Annotated in this window: 14 protein-coding genes and 1 pseudogene; 4 read left to right on the top strand and 11 right to left on the bottom strand. The window is 63.8% G+C overall.

The window, feature by feature from the left end:
- The 10 genes and pseudogenes from GXP39_06875 to GXP39_06830 form a co-directional block, all read right to left on the bottom strand.
- Positions 1–161, bottom strand: a 161-nt coding sequence (locus tag GXP39_06875) for a hypothetical protein (GenBank protein ID NOZ27760.1), incomplete at its 3' end; no start/stop codon positions are given.
- Between the two features lie 183 nt (positions 162–344).
- A complete protein-coding gene (locus tag GXP39_06870; GenBank protein ID NOZ27759.1) occupies positions 345–1,247 on the bottom strand; it encodes a carbohydrate ABC transporter permease in 903 nt (300 codons plus the stop codon).
- Positions 1,248–1,282: 35 nt separating this feature from the next.
- Complete coding sequence (locus GXP39_06865) at positions 1,283–2,233, bottom strand: sugar ABC transporter permease (protein ID NOZ27758.1); 951 nt, start codon at positions 2,231–2,233, stop codon at positions 1,283–1,285.
- 276 nt (positions 2,234–2,509) lie between these two features.
- Complete coding sequence (locus tag GXP39_06860) at positions 2,510–3,655, bottom strand: PQQ-binding-like beta-propeller repeat protein (protein ID NOZ27757.1); 1,146 nt, start codon at positions 3,653–3,655, stop codon at positions 2,510–2,512.
- Between the two features lie 326 nt (positions 3,656–3,981).
- Positions 3,982–5,004: an ATP-binding cassette domain-containing protein gene (locus GXP39_06855; GenBank protein NOZ27756.1), complete on the bottom strand. Its 1,023-nt coding sequence runs from the start codon at positions 5,002–5,004 to the stop codon at positions 3,982–3,984.
- A 14-nt stretch (positions 5,005–5,018) separates the two neighbouring features.
- Entirely contained in the window at positions 5,019–5,822 is an 804-nt protein-coding gene (locus GXP39_06850) for a transporter (protein ID NOZ27755.1), read from the bottom strand.
- Positions 5,823–5,824: 2 nt separating this feature from the next.
- Positions 5,825–6,616, bottom strand: coding sequence for an ABC transporter permease (locus GXP39_06845; GenBank protein NOZ27754.1), 792 nt, complete (start codon positions 6,614–6,616; stop codon positions 5,825–5,827).
- A 707-nt stretch (positions 6,617–7,323) separates the two neighbouring features.
- A complete protein-coding gene (gene lspA / locus GXP39_06840) occupies positions 7,324–7,866 on the bottom strand; it encodes a signal peptidase II (protein ID NOZ27753.1) in 543 nt (180 codons plus the stop codon).
- A gap of 123 nt (positions 7,867–7,989) precedes the next feature.
- Positions 7,990–8,328, bottom strand: a complete 339-nt coding sequence (locus GXP39_06835; protein ID NOZ27752.1) for a conjugal transfer protein TraR — start codon at positions 8,326–8,328, stop codon at positions 7,990–7,992.
- Between the two features lie 122 nt (positions 8,329–8,450).
- Positions 8,451–11,668 (bottom strand): annotated as a pseudogene (locus tag GXP39_06830) (isoleucine--tRNA ligase).
- A gap of 159 nt (positions 11,669–11,827) precedes the next feature.
- Between GXP39_06830 and GXP39_06825 the strand changes: the two are divergent.
- On the top strand, positions 11,828–13,486 hold the full coding sequence (locus GXP39_06825; GenBank protein NOZ27751.1) for an AarF/ABC1/UbiB kinase family protein: 1,659 nt from the start codon (positions 11,828–11,830) through the stop codon (positions 13,484–13,486).
- A gap of 16 nt (positions 13,487–13,502) precedes the next feature.
- On the opposite strand, the gene GXP39_06820 is transcribed toward GXP39_06825, so the two are convergent.
- Positions 13,503–14,396, bottom strand: coding sequence for a prolipoprotein diacylglyceryl transferase (locus tag GXP39_06820; protein ID NOZ27750.1), 894 nt, complete (start codon positions 14,394–14,396; stop codon positions 13,503–13,505).
- Positions 14,397–15,027: 631 nt separating this feature from the next.
- Between GXP39_06820 and GXP39_06815 the strand changes: the two genes are divergently transcribed.
- The 3 genes from GXP39_06815 to mutL all read left to right on the top strand — a co-directional run bounded on the left by GXP39_06815 (position 15,028) and on the right by mutL (position 18,420).
- Entirely contained in the window at positions 15,028–15,285 is a 258-nt protein-coding gene (locus GXP39_06815) for a hypothetical protein (GenBank protein ID NOZ27749.1), read from the top strand.
- Positions 15,286–15,842: 557 nt separating this feature from the next.
- Positions 15,843–16,466, top strand: coding sequence for a superoxide dismutase (locus GXP39_06810; protein ID NOZ27748.1), 624 nt, complete (start codon positions 15,843–15,845; stop codon positions 16,464–16,466).
- A 196-nt stretch (positions 16,467–16,662) separates the two neighbouring features.
- Entirely contained in the window at positions 16,663–18,420 is a 1,758-nt protein-coding gene (gene mutL / locus GXP39_06805) for a DNA mismatch repair endonuclease MutL (GenBank protein ID NOZ27747.1), read from the top strand.
- Positions 18,421–18,578 lie beyond the last annotated feature (158 nt).

The following is an 18,578-nucleotide window of genomic DNA, read 5'->3' as shown; positions in this document are numbered from 1 at the left end:
CGCTTCTCCGCAGGCTTTTCCTCCGCAGGCTTTTCGGCGGCCGGCTTCTCCTCCGCCGCCGGCGCGGGCGCGCCGCCTCCGGCACAGGCGGTGAACACGAAGATGGCGATCAGCATTACGCTCAGGACGCCGAACATGAGCCTCATGCGTCGGTTAGACATCTATCCTCTCCTTTCTACTGCTGGTTGTGTGAGACAGGGTGTGTCTGTGGAGACACATACAGACCGATCAATCGGTAGGATCTCGCATCCTACGCTTGGGGCCGGAGGCGGCCTGGGATTAAACCGTATGCTGTTTCATCACCCCCTTTCATACCGAGATGGATATATGGGGGAGAGCAAGGCTTATCCCTTCACGCCGGTGATGACGATGCCCTGAATGAAGTATCGCTGGGCGACGAAGAACACCAGCACGCAAGGCATGATCACGGCCAGCGACGCGGCCATCAGCCAATGCCAGGGCGTGCCACCGAACGGCGTGCGAAACATGGATAGCCCCAGGGATACGGTGAACTTACTGTTGTCGTTCAGGTAGACCAGCGGACCCAGGTAGTTGTTCCAATGCCAGATGAAGGACATGATGGAAACGGCGCCCAACGCCGGCTTCGAGAGCGGCAGGATGATCCGCCACCAGATCCCTAGCGGTGTGGCCCCATCGATGATGGCCGCCTCATCGTACTCCTTGGGCAGGGTCATGTAGAACTGGCGGAGCAGGAAGATCAGATAGGCGCTTCCGAACCAGGCGGGCACGATCAGCGGCTTGTACGAGTTGAGCCATCGGAGCTTGGAGAATAGGATATATTGCGGGATCAAAGTCACCTGGTAGGGCACCATCATCGTGCTCAGGACGAACAGGAACAGGGCGTTGCGGCCGGGAGCGCGGAGCCGGGCGAAGCCATATGCGATGAAGGAGCAGGACAGGGCCTCTCCGATCATCACGGAGATGGCGTAGATGGCCGTGTTCTTAAAGTAGGTCCCGAACGGATTGAACGTCAGTGCGTCATAGTAATTGCGCCATTGAGGCTTGGCCGGGATCCAGACGGGAGGCATCTTAAGCGCCTCGAGCTCCGTCTTCAGGGAGGTGGAGAACATCCAGGCCACGGGGAAAAGGATGAAGAGCGCTCCAACGGTGGCCAGAATGGTGGCTACTACGCGCGTGAATTCCTCTTGGAACCTCTTGCTCTTGAAAAAGCGCGGCTTACGTTGCACTACACTCGCTGCAGCTGGACGAAGGGTTTGCTCTGCCATGGTTCACTCCTGCTCGAGATCTCAATCCTACGCTTTCAGATCGCTTCCTCTTCCCCAGGTGCCTCGTAATACACAGCTCGCCGGGAAACCTTGAACATGAGGATCGTCAGGCCCAGGATAACCAGGAACAGGATCCACGCCTGGGCAGCCGCGTATCCGAACCGATAACGCCGGAAGGCGTTCAGATACAGGTAGAGCACATAGAACATGGAGGCGTAGGCCGGCCCACCGCTGCCGTTGGAGATCACGTAGGCTTGGGTGAAGACCTGGAAGGAGCCGATGATGCCGGTGATGAAGGTGAACAGGATGACCGGGGAGATCATGGGCAGGGTGACGTGACGGAACCGGTGCCAGGCGTTGGCCCCGTCGATGGTGGCCGCCTCATAGAGGGCGGTGGGCACACCCTGCAGCCCGGCCAGGTAGATCAGCATAGGTCCCCCTAACCCCCACAAGCTCAGCAGCACGTAGGCCGGGATCACCCATTTCGGGTCGAAGAACCATCTCGGCCCCGTGATGCCCAGCGGGATGACCCCATTGGGGCCCAGGAGCCAGGCGATCACGTAGTTCACGATGCCGAAGCTGGGATTCAACAGCCATTGGAACAACAGCGCGACCGCCACGCCGGTGATCACCGAGGGCAGGTAATACAGCGTGCGGTATACACCCAGGAAGGGCACGCGCTGATTGAGGAGGATAGCCAGGCTCAGCGAGGCGACGATCCCAATGGGCACGCTCAGAAAGGTGTAATAGGCGGAAACCTGCAAGGATTTGTAGAAGATGCGGTCACGGAACAGGCGGGTATAGTTGGTCAAGCCTATCCACTGGGGCGGATTGGCCGCATTGTATTTGGTGAAGCTCAGGTAAAGGGAGGCGATGATGGGGCCGCCGGTGAATAAGATGAATCCTATGATCCACGGTGCGATGAAGAAATAAAACCAGAGCGCTTCTCTCCTCGCTAGCTTCCCTTGTGGCAGGATCCTGATCATTACCCACTCCTTTTCTCTTCTGGATTCTTCGATTTTCTGAACAAGTGCAGGATTCCGAGGACGGAATCCCCCCTGGGAGTTGGAGCCGATCGCGGAGGAGGGGGACACTTCTCCTTCAAGAGATGCTTACGAGGGTAGCTACCCTGAGGTGTTCACGCTGTAGTCGAGGACAGGGAAGCTGCCTCTACATAAGCGGGGATGGGCGAAGAAGAACGTGCCGCACTCGTTCTGATCTTCTCTCAGTTTGTAAGGCGATGGCATCCTCTGGGCGAGCGGCTAGGACGCATATACGAGCACGCTCCCGTCGACGGTTCGCACGTAGACGCTCCCACCGGCCACCACAGGGGCCGCGTTGGCCAGCGGGATCTGCTCGGATCGCCAGATCTCCTGTCCGTCCGAAGCCCGGAGCGCTCGCAGATGCCCCGTTCCCCCGGCGCGGGTGACCACGTAGATCTGCTGCCCGGCCACCGCGGGCAGAGAGACGAAGTCCCCCTGCTCGTACGACCACGCGATCGCTCCGGTGGTGCGGTCCAGGGCGATCAGGCGATTCACGGACTTGACGTACACATACTCCCCTGCTGCCGCGCAGGGTACGATGTTCTCATCCTGGATCGTCTGCGTCCACAGCACCGCGCCAGTGCGGCGGTCCAGAGCGTAAGCGGTGTCGTAGCTGGTGATGAGGACCATGTCGCCGGCGATCACGGGGGCGAAGAAGAGGGTCACCGTTCCGTGCTCGTAGCTCCAGCGCTCCTCGCCCGTGGCGAGATCGACGGCGTACAGGCGTGTGAAATCGGCGAAGTACACGGTGTCGTCAGCCACCGTGGCCGACGAGGCGATGGGCCCTTTGAGCCCGAACACCCATTTCCGCTCGCCCGTGCTCGCGTCCAGGGCGTATAGGGATCGGGAGGCGCCGACCAGCACGACCCCGTCCACCACCACGGGAGAGGTCACGTGGCCGCCGAAGTTGTCATAGCTGCTGCCCACGCGCGGGAACTTGAACTGCCACAGCTTTGCCCCGGACTCCACCGCCAGGGCCAGCACATATCCGGTCTTGCCCGATTCGGCTCGCACGAACACGCGATCGCCGGAGATGGCCGGCGACAGGAAGGATCCCGGCAGATCGAAGTACCATTGCTCCGTCCCGCTGTCCAAGGCGATCGCGTGCAGCTTGCGCTGGCCCTCCACGAACAGCAGTCCGTGAGCTACCCCGACCGGGCTGGCTTGCTGCGTTTCGCCCGCGATGCTCAGCTTGCGTTGCAACTTCAACGGCGGCTGCACATCGTCCACGGTCGCCCGATCGCGCTGGGGGCTGTAGCCCTCCATGGCCCATTCGCCGTATTGGGAGGAGGCGCCTGTGAGGGATGAGGCGTCGGCGGGTGTGGAACGTTCCAGGGCGCTGCCACACGCGCTGGAACTCAGCACCCAGAATGCCAGCAAGAGAAGGAGGAGAGAACGTGTCCTTGCGATATCAATAAGGGAGCGAAGGGTTTCCACCCATGTCAAGCGAAACCGTTTTTTGTCCAAATTTCGTGCCATCGACTCGTATTCTAGGACATCAGCCCTGGCGGGTGCTGTCCGAAGAGGCCAGCCTGAGACGTGAGGCAACTCTCACTGGCGTAAGGATGATCGTTATGAAAATACGCCCTCGTAGATTCGCCTCAGTCTCCCGACCGAGGCGAGGGGGCGAGAGACTGCCAAGAACTGTACCGAGTAGACATGTTTAAAATACCACATATGGCATAGGTTTGTCAATCTGCTCGTGCCCTTCCAGCAAAAAGCGGGTGGGGATTTTCCCAGGAGATTTGGCCCTCGTAGATCTGCCGCACCACATCCTCGATGGCGGGCTCCTGTACCGAGAGATCCCGCACGCGATAGCGGCGGAAGAGCTCCCGCACGAGATCGGCCATATGGCCGTCGCCGCGATGCACCCGCAGCCACACCCGGTTGGCCTCTCGCCGGATGACCTGGGCATCCGGGAGCGCGACGCGAGCGGGCGCCTCCGCGAAGTCCACCACCAGGACGCGCCCACCCCCGAACCGCTCCCGCAGCTCGGACAGGGCTCCGTCGAACACCAGGCGGCCGTGGTCGATCATGATCACCCGTTCGCATAGCTTCTCTACATCGTTCAGGTCGTGGGTGGTCAGGATCACCGTGGTATCTCGCTCTTGGTTGATCGTCCGGATGAATCGTCGGATGCGCTCCTTGGCCACCACATCCAGCCCGATGGTCGGCTCGTCCAGGAAGAGCAGCGGCGGATCGTGCAGGAGCGCGGCCGCCAGGTCGGCCCGCATGCGCTGGCCCAGGCTGAGGCTGCGCACGGGCGTGTCCAGGAACGGCCCCAGCTCCAGCATATCGTCGAAGGCGCTCAGATTGCGGCGATATCGGTCCGGCGGGACGCGATAGATGTGGCGCAGCAGCTCTAGCGACTCGATCACCGGCAGGTCCCACCACAGGTTCGTGCGCTGGCCGAACACCACGCCGATGCGCCGGACGTGTTCGATCCGTTGCCGCCAAGGCACGCGCCCGTCCACCACCACCTCCCCGGCCGTGGGGACCAGGATGCCTGTGAGGATCTTGATGGTGGTCGATTTCCCGGCGCCGTTGGGGCCCAGGTAGCCCACGATCTCGCCGCGCGTGATGTGGAAGCTGACCCCATCGACTGCCCGCACGATGCGGTGATCCCGGGTGAACAGGTTACGCAGCGCCCCCAGCGTCCCCCGATGATGGCGGTGGACTCGGAATTCCTTACGCAGGTTTCGGACCTGGATCATGCTCTGCCTCCTCGTCAGCTCCCCGTGCTCTGATAATGGCGCACGCCGACCCGCCAGACGGCCAGCGAGGCCAGGAAGACCCCGCCCGCGATCGGCGGCGAGAGGAAGGGAACCCAGCCGGGCAGCCCGAAGGGATCGGGTTTCCCCAATAGGTACAGGGCGGGATAGTAGTTGATGAACGCCATGGGGAGCAGGAAGGTGAAGATGTTCCGGATCCACTCCTCGTAGATGTGCATGGGGTAGCTGGTCATGAAGTTGCCGCCGTAGGTGAAGATGTTCGCCAGCTCGGCCGTCTGCGGCGTCCAGAAGGACGTGGTCGCGCCCGCGATGAAGATGGCCATGAAGAAGAGGAAACCGCTGATCAGCGTCACCCCCAGGAAGGCCCAGCGCTCGATCTGCCAGTTCGGGTGTAGCCACCAAAGGGCCAGGATCAGCGCCGCGACCCCCTGGGTGAGCCGGCCCAGGCGGCGCAGCGCGAACGCGCCGGTCATGACCTGGAACATCATGCCCAGCGGCCGGATCAGGAGTCGATCGAACTCGCCGCGTATGATCCAGCGGTCGAAGTCGTCCAGGATGCCTCCCAGGATCTCCGCCAGAGAGAAGGAGACGGTGGAGGTCCCATACAGCAGGGCGACCTCGGGCAGCGTCCAGCCGCCGATCGCCTGGAATTGGGTGAGCAGGATCGCCAGGGTGACGAAGTCCAGGCTGGTGATCAGGAAATTTCCCAGCAGCTCCGCGAGGAAGGAGGCCCGGTATTGCATCTGGGCCCGGATCTGCGCGCCGATCAGTTGGGGGTAAAGCCGCACATATTCCCGCACCGTTATCCTCCGTGGATGGTCAGGCGCCGGAACATCCGGCGCAGCATGAGGCGTCCCAGCAGCACCAGCACCACCAGCCATGCCGCCTCCATCGCCAGCGCCCGGATCAGCGCCCCGCCGCTGGTCTTGCCCAGATAGATGCTGATGGGCAGGTAGGCCATGGAGCGGAAGGGGAGCAGATGGACGACGGTTTGCAAGGGAGCGGGCAGGAAGTTGAGCGGGATGACGAAGCCGGCGAAGAACAGGACGAACGTGTTGGTCAGGTATTGGATGCCGCGTGCGTCGGTGGTCCACAGAGCCAGGCTGTTGGTGATGAAGCGGAAGGAGAAGCTGACCGCCATACCCGCCAGGATGCTGATCAGGAACCAGAGCCAGGTGTCGACATGTCGGGGGATCTGCACCCGGAACAGCACCCAGCCGATGGCGAACGTGGGGATCCCCCGAAAGATCAGGTAGTACATCGCCCGGCCCAGGTCGATCGCGGCCCAGAGCGCGTAGAAGTCGATCGGGCGGCTGAGATCGGTTACCACGTCCCCGCGCACGATGGAATCGGAGAGCTCCCGGTTGCCGAACGCCGACATCGCCATCAGCAGCGATTGGCTGATGACCACATAGGTCGCCGCGTCGTGCGCGTCGAAGCCTCCCAACTGACCTCGTTCGCGCAGGAGTGCCATGTAGATGAAGACGTAGATCATCCCGAAGAAGCCGTTGGTGAGGATGCCCGCGATATTGGCCGCCCGATAGGCCAGATGCTTCTGAAACGACCGCTTGGCAAGCTCTACATAGGGACGCATCGCTCCCCCCGCGCGAAGTGTATGGCGCGAAGGCTCATTTTAACCGGGGTGCCAGCAAACGTCCAATGCGTCCTGGTGGGCAGGGCTTTTTCAAAGTCAGTGATGGAAATCGGGGTGGTAGGAACACCCCGCGTGTCGCCCGATGCAAGAGATTCCCCTGATCATCGACCGCGGGAAAACGGCCCTCATCCCCCAAACCCCCTTCTCCCGAGCCCCCTTCCTAGCGAAGCGGATTGGGGAGGGGGGATAGCAGGGGGGTACGTCTGGCCACGTCGTGTGCTGGGGGAAAAGAAGATGCGTATACAGACACGACACCTTGCCTCGTCCCTGCAGGCGCCATGTATGCCAATATGGACGTTGGACTTTGAAAAGGCCCTACCTGGTGGGGGCTTGGGGTGCAGGCGCATGTTCCCATGCGGCTGCATGCGAGGTCCATGGGAAGTGGGTAGCCGCCCTCATGGGTGTTGCCGGGGCAGGGGCGATTCATGAATCGCCTCTGCCCACAGGTAGGTGACGGCAGATCAATTCCCCGCCTGGGAAACAGCCCACAGGAGGCGTCATTCATGCAGCGCTGCTCACAAAATGGTCTCCCGTGGGCTCACCAACACTAGACAGGAGACCACCAGGAAGTGTGAGCGAATAGAAAAGAGCCAGGCCCAAGAGCCCGGCTCTCCGATGTCATCGCGTGCCGGTATGAGCGACCGGGTTTATGAGGAGGACGAACTCTCCCCACGTGCCTGATGAAGCTCGGTGGCCTCCGGCTCGGCCTCCTCCTTCTCCGTGAAGACGATGAAGGCCAGGAGGATGACGCCGACCACGATGGCGCTGTCGGCGATGTTGAACGTGGGCCACGTCAGGTCATCGATGCCGATGGTGATGAAATCCGTGACGTGCCCGAACCGTACCCGATCGATCAGATTCCCCAGCGCGCCACCCAGTTGGAGCCCCAGGCTGAAGCGGACCCAGAACTGGCCCTGGGGCAGGTAGCGGCTATAGACGATGATGGCCACCGAAACGACGGCGGCGATGATGATAAACAGGCTGCCCTGGTCTCTCAGGAGCCCGAAGGCAGCGCCGGTGTTGGTCACATGGGTGATGGTCAGAAACCGGGATAGGGCGGGGATGGGATTCCAGTACTCGTTCCTCCCCAGATGGCTCAGCACCCATGCCTTGCTGAGCTGATCTAGGGCGAGGATCACCGCCGCGATGGCGGGGATGGTCCATCCGCCCAGTTTATCTCGAATCGACATCCGCGTATCCTCGATGTGAGGGATCCAATGTGTGATCAGAACTGCATCCTGTTGCCCGCGAGGGCCGCCGAAGGGCGACGCGACACGCCGTCGTGTCAGACACGGCGCGAGATGTCGCCCGGGTCACATCTCCACGCGGCTCTGGCAATCGATGCAGTACATCGCGTAGGGGATCGCCTTCAGCCGGGCGAAGTCGATCTCTTGCCCACAGCGCTCGCATCGGCCGTAGGTGCCCTCGTCGAGCTTGTGGAGGGCTCGCTCCACCTCCTCCAGGATGCGTTGTTGATTCCGGTGCAATGTCAGGCTGGCGGCCTGATCAAACGCCTCCGTCCCGTCGTCGGCCATATGGTTGCCCAGCCCCAGATTTCGACGCGCGGCCATCTCATAGTGGGAGAGTTCAGCCCTTAGACGATCTCGCTCGGCTACCAGCATCCTTCTCAGTCGCTCTTCATCGCGTGGCATGATCCTCATCTCCTCGGCCTGGCTCCTGGTGCCCCAGACACCGCGCGCCATTTTACCTCAACTCGCCCGAATCGCCAAAGACTATAGAGTTTTCTGGACGGGTGCTGCAATTTGGAATTCACTCAGGCGCGCTCGATGCCGATGGTCACCCGTTCGCCACGCAGCGAGAAGCTGTCCTGGAAGGCGGTAGGCGGCGGTGGGCCGGGCTCCAGGCGGACGGAGAGCGTCTCTCCGGCTACGTAATCGCCGAACCGGGCCAGCGCGCGGGCGAGCCGATCGCTCCCCTGCACGTAGGTGATGATGCGATCGGAGAGCTCCAGGCCCGCCTGCTTGCGCAGGTCCTGGATCCGCCGCACCAGCTCGCGGGCGTCCCCTTCGGCCTCCAGCTCGGGCGTGAGCTCGGTGTTGACCGCTACCATATAGCCCGCCTCCTCCGCCACGCTGTAGGGAGGCCGCGGCCGGGTGCGCACCTCCACCTCATCCGGCTGCACCTCGATCGTCTCCGCTCCCACCTGCACGGTGAACGGCTGTCCGGCCTGTACCCGCTCCGCCAGCTCCACCGGATCCATCTGCTCGATCGCGGCGCGCAGCCGTGGAAGGAGGGAGCCGTACTTCGGGCCCAGTTGCGCGGGCAGGGGGTGGATCTTGACCTCCACCAGATCCTCCGCCCGATCCGCCACGCGCAGCTCCTTCACGTTCAACTCCTCCACGAGCTGATCGGCGATCCGTTCCAGCGCGGCGCGCTCCTCCGGGCTGCGCAGCCGGACCACCGCCTCGGCCAGCGGCTGGCGTACCTTGATGCTTGGCGCGCCGCGTGTCCCAGGCTGGCCAGGCGCTGCGCCAGCCGCACGTCCGCCATCAACTGCTCATCGATCAGCGCCACGTCGGCCTCCGGCCAATCCGCCAGATGCACGCTCTCGGGGGCATCCGCGCGGACCCTGCGGACCAGGTTCTGGTAGATCGCCTCGGCGATGAAGGGGGTGAAGGGCGCCAGCAGGTGGCTGAGGGTCACCAGGCAGGTGTAGAGCGTGTGGTACGCCGCGTTCTTGGCCTCGTCGCTCTGCGGGCTCTCGCCGGCGCGGCTCCAGAAGCGGCGCCGTGAGCGTCGCACGTACCAGTTGGAGAGATCATCCACGAAGGCGTTGATGGCGCGAGCGGCGCTCGTCACGTCATATCGGTCCAGGCGCTCCGTTACGTGGGCCACCAGCGCGTTCAGCTCGGAGAGGATCCACCGATCCAGCGGCTGGAGCGCATCGATGGCGGGCGGCTCATCCCCGGGCTCCCAGCCATCGATGTTGGCGTAGTTGACGAAGAAGCTGTACGTGTTCCACAGCGTGAGCAGGAACTTGCGCACCACCTCGCCCACCAGGGCCACGCTGAAGCGGCGGGAGTTGCCGGGCGGGGTGGCCGTGTACAGGTACCAGCGCAGCGCGTCGGCGCCGTGCGCCTTGAGCACATCCCACGGATCGACTACGTTGCCGCGGGACTTGCTCATCTTCTGCCCCTTCTCATCCAGGATGAGGCCCAGGCAGACGACATTGCGATAGCACGGCTGGTCGAACAGGAGGGTGGACACGGCGTGGAGCGTGTAGAACCAGCCGCGCGTCTGGTCCACCGCCTCGCAGATGAAGTCGGCCGGGAATTGCTCGGTGAAGATCTCCTGGTTCTCGAAGGGGTAATGCCATTGGGCCACAGGCATGGAGCCGGAGTCGAACCAGCAGTCGGCCACCTCCTGAACCCGCCGCATGGTGCCATCCCCGCATCGGGGGCAGCGCCAGGTGATCGCGTCCACGTACGGCCGATGCAGGTCGATGGGTTGTGGCTCGCCGGGCGGGGCGATGCCGCCCGACTCGCCCGGCCGCAGCAGGCGCAGGGAGATGCCCGAGCGCTCGGAGAGTTCCGCCACGGAGCCGATGCACTCCTGGTGCCCGCAGCGATCGCAGATCCAGAACGGCAACGGCGTGCCCCAGTAGCGATCGCGGCCCAGTGCCCAGTCCACGTTGTTCTCCAGCCAGTTGCCGAACCGCCCCTCCTTGATGTGCTCCGGATACCAGTTGATCTGGCGGTTGTTGGCGATCAGCCGGTCTTTGTGGCGACTGGTGGCGATGTACCACGTGGCCTTGGCGTAGTACAACAGCGGCGTGTCGCAGCGCCAGCAGAAGGGGTACGTGTGCTCGTAGATGCCGCTCTTGTAGAGGAGGCCGCGCGCCCTCAGCTCCTCGATGATGAGCGGATCGGCGTCCTTCACGAACAGCCCTCGCCAGGGGCTGACGGCGTCGATGAAGCGGCCGGAGAGATCGACCGTTTGCAGGATGGGCAGCCCATATTCCTGGGCCACCTCCATGTCGTCGGCCCCAAACGCCGGAGCGATGTGGACGATGCCGGTCCCCTCCTCCGTGCTGACGAAGTCGCCCTCGACCACGTAGGCGTAGTCCATCCCCTCTACCGGCAGGAAGGTATACAGCGGCTGGTAGTGCTTGCCCAGCAGCGCCTTGCCCTTCATGCGGCGGACGATCTGATATGCGCCGTCCAATACGTCCAGCCGAGCCTCGGCCAGGATAAGGCGCTCCTTCTGTCCCTCCTCGGTCTCGTGCTCCACTTCCACGTAAGCGATGTCCGGGCCGACGGCCAGGGCCACATTGCCGGGCAGGGTCCAGGGCGTGGTCGTCCATACCAGGAAGTAGGTCCCCGGGCGGTCCTTCAGGGGGAACTTCACGTAAATGGAGGGATCCTGGGTGCCCTCCTTGTATCCCAGCGCCAGCTCATGGCTGCTGAGCGGGGTCCCGCAGCGGGGGCAATAGGGCACCACCTTGTAACCCTGGTAGATGAGATCGCGCTCCCAGAACTGCTTCAGGATCCACCACAGCGACTCGATGTACTCGTTATGGAGGGTGACGTAGGCGTGCTCCATGTCGATCCAGAAGCCGATGCGCTCGGTCATCCGTTCCCAGTCCTCAACGTAGCGGAAGACCGACTCCCGACATCGCTGGTTGAATCGCTCGATGCCGTAATCCTCGATGGCCTTCTTGCTGGTCAGGCCCAGCTCTCGCTCCACCTCCAGCTCGACCGGGAGCCCGTGGGTATCCCATCCGCCCTTGCGCAGGACGTAGTAGCCGCGCATGGTCTTGTAGCGCGGGAACAGGTCCTTGAACACGCGAGCGAGGACGTGATGAGCGCCGGGGCGGCCGTTCGCGGTGGGCGGCCCCTCATAGAACACGTAGCGGGGCCCGTTCCGCCGTTGCTCCACGCTCTTGTGGAACGCGTTCTGTTCCCGCCAGAGGGCGAGGATCTTCTCCTCCAGCTCGGGAAAGCTCACGGAAGACGAGACTGGCTCAAACATAAGCGCTTGGTCCTCCTCATGAAGGTGATACGACCAGGATCAGATGTCCGGAGGGCACGCTGAGATATCTCCATACGGAAAGGATGTATGGCCACTTCGTTGACCCGCCGTTCCGTCCAGTGTTACAATGAGGCATCCCCCCGCGTGGGAGGTGACGCCGTGCCATTTCCGCTGACCCAACCGCGGCGGCGGCTCCAGCGTATGCAGCAGATCGCCGAGGTGTTGCTGCGGCACGGTCTGGGATACATGGCCACCCAGATCGGGCTGCCGTTGCCGCAGCGCATCCGGCCGACTGAGCCGGTGCCGGAGACGATCCCCGCACGTGTGCGTGCGACCCTGGAGGACCTGGGCCCCACGTTCATCAAACTGGGGCAGCTCCTGAGCACTCGGGCGGATATCCTGCCCCCCGACTGGGTGGAGGAGCTGTCCCGCCTGCAGGATAGCGTTCCTCCCTTCCCCATGGACCAGGTCCGGGCCCAGATCGAAAGCGAACTGGGGGCCCCGTTGGAGGCGCTCTTCCCCCGCTTCGACCCGGAGCCCATCGCCGCGGCCTCCGTGGGGCAGGTACATCGGGCCGAGCTGCCCGATGGCACGCAGGTCGTCGTCAAGGTCCAGCGCCCCGGCCTCGCGGCGGAGGTCGAGGGCGACCTGGCGGTGCTGGCCGAGATCGCCCGCCTGGCTGAAGGGCGCACGGCCTGGGGCAAGGTGTACTCGTTCACCGAGCTGGTCGACCACCTGGCCCGGGAGATGCGTGAGCAGCTCGATTATACCATCGAGGGCCGCCATGCGGACCATGTGCGGGAGGCCCTGGCCGACGATCCCGACGTCCTCGTGCCTATGGTGTACTGGGCGTATACCACGCCGCGCGTGCTCACCCTGGAATACATCGAAGGGGAGCGCCTGTCCGACGTGATCGCCCGGTGCCCGGAGCCCGAGGAGCGTCGCCGTCTGGCGCTGGTCCTGGCTCGCGCCATGGTGCGACAGGCGCTACGCGATGGCGTGTATCATGCGGACCCTCACCCCGGGAACCTCCTGGTCACGCCCGACGGCCGTCTGGTGCTGATGGATTTCGGCCTGGTGGGCTTCCTGGACGAGCCCCTGCGGGATGCGCTGATCGCCCTGGTGCTCGGGATCGTGGATCACGATCCGGTCGGGATGTCGTTGGCCTTGCAGGACCTGGGCATCCTGACCCGCCCCGTGCCGCAGCGGGCGCTCCAACGCGATCTGCAACGGCTGATACGTCAGTATTACGAGATCCCCCTGAGCCAGGTCTCCGTAGGACAGATGCTGCAGCAGGTGCTGGCGCTGGCCGTAAAGTACGGCGTGCAGGTACCGGCGGAGCTGGGCCAACTGGTGCGCACCCTGATGACCCTGGAAGGGGTCGTCAGGCAGCTCGATCCCGACCTGAGCGTGATGGAGATCGCCCAGCCTGTGGCCGCCGAGCTGCGCCGGGAGCGGTTCTCCCTGGACCGGCTGACCCGGGAGATACGGCGGAATGCCATCATCACCGCCCGGATCCTGGACCAGTTGCCCACGCGCCTGCAGGTGCTGCTGCAGCGCCTGGAGGGGGGACAGTTGCCCGTCGTCATCGAGCAGGGCGATTTTGACCGAAATTTGCCACAGATCAGCCGGTTGGTCAACCGGCTGGCGGCCGCGATGGTGATCGCCGGGACGCTGCTCTCGGCGGGCATCCTGTTGGGGTTCGGTGTGGGGCCGACCTGGGGGGATGTATCCGTGCTCGGGCTGATCGGGCTGGCCCTGGGCACGCTGGGTGGCGCCTGGCTGATGTGGGCCATCCTGCGTTCCGGGCGGCTGTAGACGTCGGCGAGGGCGTCTACGCCTGATTCTGCGGGCCAGCCTCATCGCCCGTGTCGGCCGCCTCCGCAGGTGAGGCGGGGAGGGGACGCTTGTGATTGATGTACAGCGCGATGATGGCGACGGCGATCGCGATCAGCGCGATCCACTGTGCGGTGGGCAGGCCGCCGATCGTCCACGCGTCCGGCCGTAACATCTCCACCCAGAACCGGCCCAGCGGATACCAGATCATGTAGAGGAAGAAGATGTCGCCGTCCCGCAGCCGGTGGGCGAAGCGTCGCCCGATCCACAGAAGGAGCGCGAAGCCGATCACGTTCCACGTGGATTCGTACAGGAACGTCGGGTGAAAGCGGGTCGTCTCCACCGGATATTTTTGCAGGTCGGTGTACTCGCCGAATCGGTGGAGCGCGTCGATCTTCAATCCCCACGGCATGGGGTTCTTCATGGGCGGGCCATACAGCTCCTGATTCATGAAGTTGCCCCAACGGCCGATGGCCTGGGCTAGCAGGACACCCGGCGACACGATGTCCAGCCAGCGCCAGAAGGAGAGTTTGTGGCGCCAGGTGTAGATGTAGATGGCCAGCACGCCGCCGATCACGCCGCCGTAGATGCCCAGCCCCCGGAAGCCGCCCTTCCAGAAGGCGATGATGTCAATGGGGTGCTCCCGGTAGTAGTCCCAGCCGACGAAGCCGCCCGCCGGGCGTGAGAACACGTGATACAGTCGGGCCCCCAGGATGCCCAGAAGCAGACACCAGACCAGGACATCCCAGGCGCGCTCCGGATCCTCGCCGCGGCGGCGGGCCTCCGCGGAGGCGACGATGGTGGCCAACACGGCGCCGGTGACGATGAGGATCCCATACCAGTGGATCGTGATCGGGCCGATGGTGATCACGGGCGGGAAAGGCGGCTGCATGATGATGCCTCCTGGAATCTTCAGGTCTTAGAGCGTGTCTGAGAAACCCCGTCGCTCTTGCCGTGGGGAGGCCTGGAGGGGCGAAGTCTCTCCGGAAGAGCCCTCGTTTCCTTCTCTGACCCGCCCGGCCTCGACCCGGATCCCTGCGGAAAGGGTTGAGAAAGGCAGGTGCAGGTCAGGAAAGCGCAGATTGTATGGAGGGAGGATCCCCTCCACACTCCCCCTGGGGAGCGCGTAGCTAAGGAATGCCCACAGCTATCTCGCCGACGGCTTTCAGACTCCCTCTTAGATGCGGATACTGGCCATAGGACGATTCAACCGATCTCGTCGTCTGCGCAAAGGTATCCGGCAGTTAGTATCGGTATTGGCCCTTGCGGGGGGCAAGCGGCCACGTACATGATAACACGTGGCCCCGAGATGGCAAGTCATCATCCATCTGTGCGGCGAGGAAGCCTGCGCGCTTTGCGGCCGAACCCCGATTTGCGCTCGGGGGTATTCCTCGGGTACGATGTAGGCGAGGTAGCATCGCGGGTATCGGTGTGAACGCCCTGTTCCGTTTGCACCCAACCGTGGGTGCAACGCCGCCCGGGCGAGGTTTTCCGCCCGAATTGCAGGTTGGCGAGGTGCCAGGATGAGCGAGTCAAACTCCTTGTCCGTCTCCCTTTCGCCGGAAGAGAAGGAATTGATCGAGTTGCTGCGAGAGGAGATGGATCTGCCGGATGAAGAGTCCGTGCTGCATCTGCTGATGCGTCAGGCCGCGCAGCGCGTGGCCATCACGTGTCCCTCGTGCGGTCACTACGCCAAGCGTACCGCCGAGGACGAGGCCCAATGCCGCTCCTGCCTCTCCGTGATCAAGCTGGTTGAGGGGATCTGGCAGGCCAGCGGATAGGGGCCCAACGCGCCCCGAATACGAGCGGACCCGACGGACAGCAGGGCGTTCCCAGAGCTGGCCGCCCTGACGTGCCCGCGCGGGGATCCTCCTAGTCCATGTCGCATTTCCCCTGTGCCTCCCCCCAACGGTGAGCCCCCAGCCGACCCCATTCGCATCAACTTAACAGCTAACAGCGTGGGCGAGGCCCTCGCCTGTCGCTTTTTCCCTCCACGGGCGGTCGCACCCGAAAGGGGAGGCGCGGGGGGGAAGCCCCTCCGCAGGAAAACGCTTTTCCTCGCCTTTTCCCTACCTGGTTGGGGCTTTGGCGGTAGCCTCCGGCCCCGCGGGGCAGGTGAGGGGCTGAAAGTAGATTTCTTCGGAGGGGCGGCGGTAGCCCCTCCGAGCCATCCCAGAGCGGTCCCTGTAAATAAACATGTAGATTTGTAAATTTGACAAACGTGGGCCAGGGCTGTATAATTTACAAGCTGATAAGTTGATAAAGGCTGGCTGATGCGCCCAAGAGGGGGCGGCGATAGGTCGGCAGTAGCATCCCAATCTCTATGGAGGTAGACCCGATGGCTCACGAACTCCCGACGCTTCCGTACGCGTACGACGCGCTGGAACCTCACATTGATGCCCGCACGATGGAGATTCATCACACGAAGCATCACGCAGGCTATGTCAACAATCTGAACGCCGCATTGGAGAAGTATCCTGATCTGCAGTCGGTATCTCTGGAGGTCTTGCTGCGGAATATCCACAGCGTGCCCGAAGATATCCGCACGGCGGTGCGCAACAACGGCGGCGGGCATGCCAATCACTCCCTCTTCTGGGCGGTGATGGCACCTGACGGCGGCGGCGTGCCTAGCGGCGAGCTGGCCGCCGCGATCGAGCAGGCCTTTGGATCCTTTGACGCCTTCCGAGAGCGGTTTGCCAAGGCCGCGGCCACCCGCTTCGGCAGCGGCTGGGCCTGGCTGGCGCTCACCGCCTTTGGGAAGCTGGTCGTGTACTCCACGGCCAACCAGGACAGCCCATACATGGATGGCCACACGCCGCTCCTGGGGCTGGATGTGTGGGAGCATGCTTACTACTTGAAGTATCAGAATCGTCGACCTGAGTATGTGAACAATTGGTGGAATGTGGTGAATTGGGAAGCGGTGGCGGAGAATTACGCGAAGGCTCTAAAGGCCCTGCGATAGGCGTGTGGTCACTTTTGAGGACCGGCCGGCCGAGAGGTCGGCCGGTTTTTTTCTTTCTTTACTCGGTGAAAGTTGTTGCGGGGGGACTTTGGAGGTTGCCACCCGTTTTGGACCCGCCATCCTACCCAATGGGACCTTTGTGCCGCCGACCGGCTGTGGTACAATGCCTCCAACGAGAACGGAGCGGTGAGCCTCTATGCCCATTCATCTGTTGCCGCCGGAGGTCGCGGACAAGATCGCGGCCGGCGAGGTGGTCGAACGACCGGCTTCCGTGGTCAAGGAGCTGGTCGAGAACAGCCTGGACGCGGGCGCCCGAGAGGTGCGCGTGGAGATCGCGGAGGGCGGCCGCCGGCTGATCCGCGTCGTGGACGATGGACACGGCATCCCGGCCGCTGAGGTGCCGCTGGCCTTCACCCGCCACGCGACCAGCAAGCTGCGCACGGCGGAGGACCTCGACCATATCGAGACGTTGGGCTTCCGGGGGGAGGCGCTGGCCTCCATCGCCGCGGTCGCGCACGTCACCATGCTCACGCGCCACGTCGATGAGACGACGGGGGTCCAGATCCGCCTTGAGGGCGGCGTTATGGTGGGACAGGAGCGGCGCGGGGCCCCTCCGGGGACCACCGTCGTGGTCGAGCATCTCTTCTTCAATACGCCGGCCCGGTTGAAATTTCTGCGTCGCCCGGCCACCGAGGCGGCGCACATTCAGAATGTGGTCAGCCGCTACGCACTGGCCTTCCCCGATCGACGCTTCAGCCTGGTAAACGATGGACGGCTGGCGTTTCAGACCACCGGATCCGGCGATCGTCGTGAGGTGCTGCTCAAGATCTACGGCATGGACGTCGCCCGGGAGATGATCCCCATAGAGCCGCAGGAGTATCACGGCATCCGGGTCCACGGCTACGTCTCACAGCCGAGCCTGCACCGTGCGAACCGGTCCTATCTGACCCTCTTCCTCAACAGCCGCTGGATCCGCGATAGCAGCCTGAGCTATGCCATCATCCAGGCCTATCACACCCTGTTGCCACAGGGGCGGTTCCCGATCGCCGTGGTCTTCCTGGAGATGCCCGCGGAGATGGTGGATGTGAACGTCCATCCGACCAAGGCGGAGGTGCGTTTCCGGGATGCCCGGGCGGCTTTCCGGGCCGTGGAGCGGGCGGTGCGCAGCGCGTTGGTCTCTCATGCCGAGGTGCCCACCGTCAGCCGGCTGGAGCCCAGCGCGTCGGGCTGGGCCGAGCGGCGTCAGACGCTGCTTCAGGCGGGTCAGCGCCGGGGGGCTCCCGTTCAGGGGGAGTTGGATCTGCCGCGCGCTTCCTCCGATGGGCGCATGCCCGAGTCCTCCCAGCCGGTGACGACCGGCGCAGGAGGCGGAGAGGCGCTCCCCGCGCTGCGCGTGGTGGGGCAGGTGGGCGCCAGCTACATCATCGCGGAGGGGCCGGAGGGGGTGTACCTGATCGACCAGCACGCGGCTCACGAGCGCATCCTGTACGAGCAGATGATGGCCCAGCAGGCCAGCGGCGATGTGCCGCGCCAGGGGTTGTTGGAGCCGATACCGATCACCCTCCCGCCGACTCTGGCGGCCGTGGCGGAGGCCGAACGGGATGAACTGGCCCGTTTGGGGTTTGAGCTGGAGCCCTTTGGCCCGGACACTTTCCTGTTACGCTCCGTCCCTTCCATTCTAAGCCGCGGGGATCCCCGAGAGGCGCTGGAGGACCTGCTGGGCTCCCTGGAGGAGGAGCGGAATCGGGTGGACCAGGCGAGGGAGGAGGCGTTGGTGCGTCTGATCTGCAAGCGAGCGGCGGTCAAGGCGGGGCAGATCCTCTCGATGGCGGAGATGCAGGAGATGGTCCGCCGGTTGGAGGCCTGCCGGGCGCCGCGGACCTGTCCGCATGGGCGGCCCACCATGATCCACATCAGCAACAGCCAGCTGGCCCGCGAATTTGGTCGCCAGTGAGCGGCACGAGGGGGGTGTGTCGCGCGGTTTGAAGCCCTTTTTGGTACGTTTGGGGCGTGGAAAATAGTTTGCTAGGGTTAGCACATTGGGATGAGATGTGCTATAATCGTCTGCGCTGGCGAGATATGGGCTGCCCAGGAGGTCTTTCCTTCCAGGTA

This window comes from Chloroflexota bacterium (assembly GCA_013152435.1).
GTDB lineage: Bacteria > Chloroflexota > Anaerolineae > DUEN01 > DUEN01 > DUEN01.
This window is presented reverse-complemented; position numbering and strand designations above follow the sequence as displayed.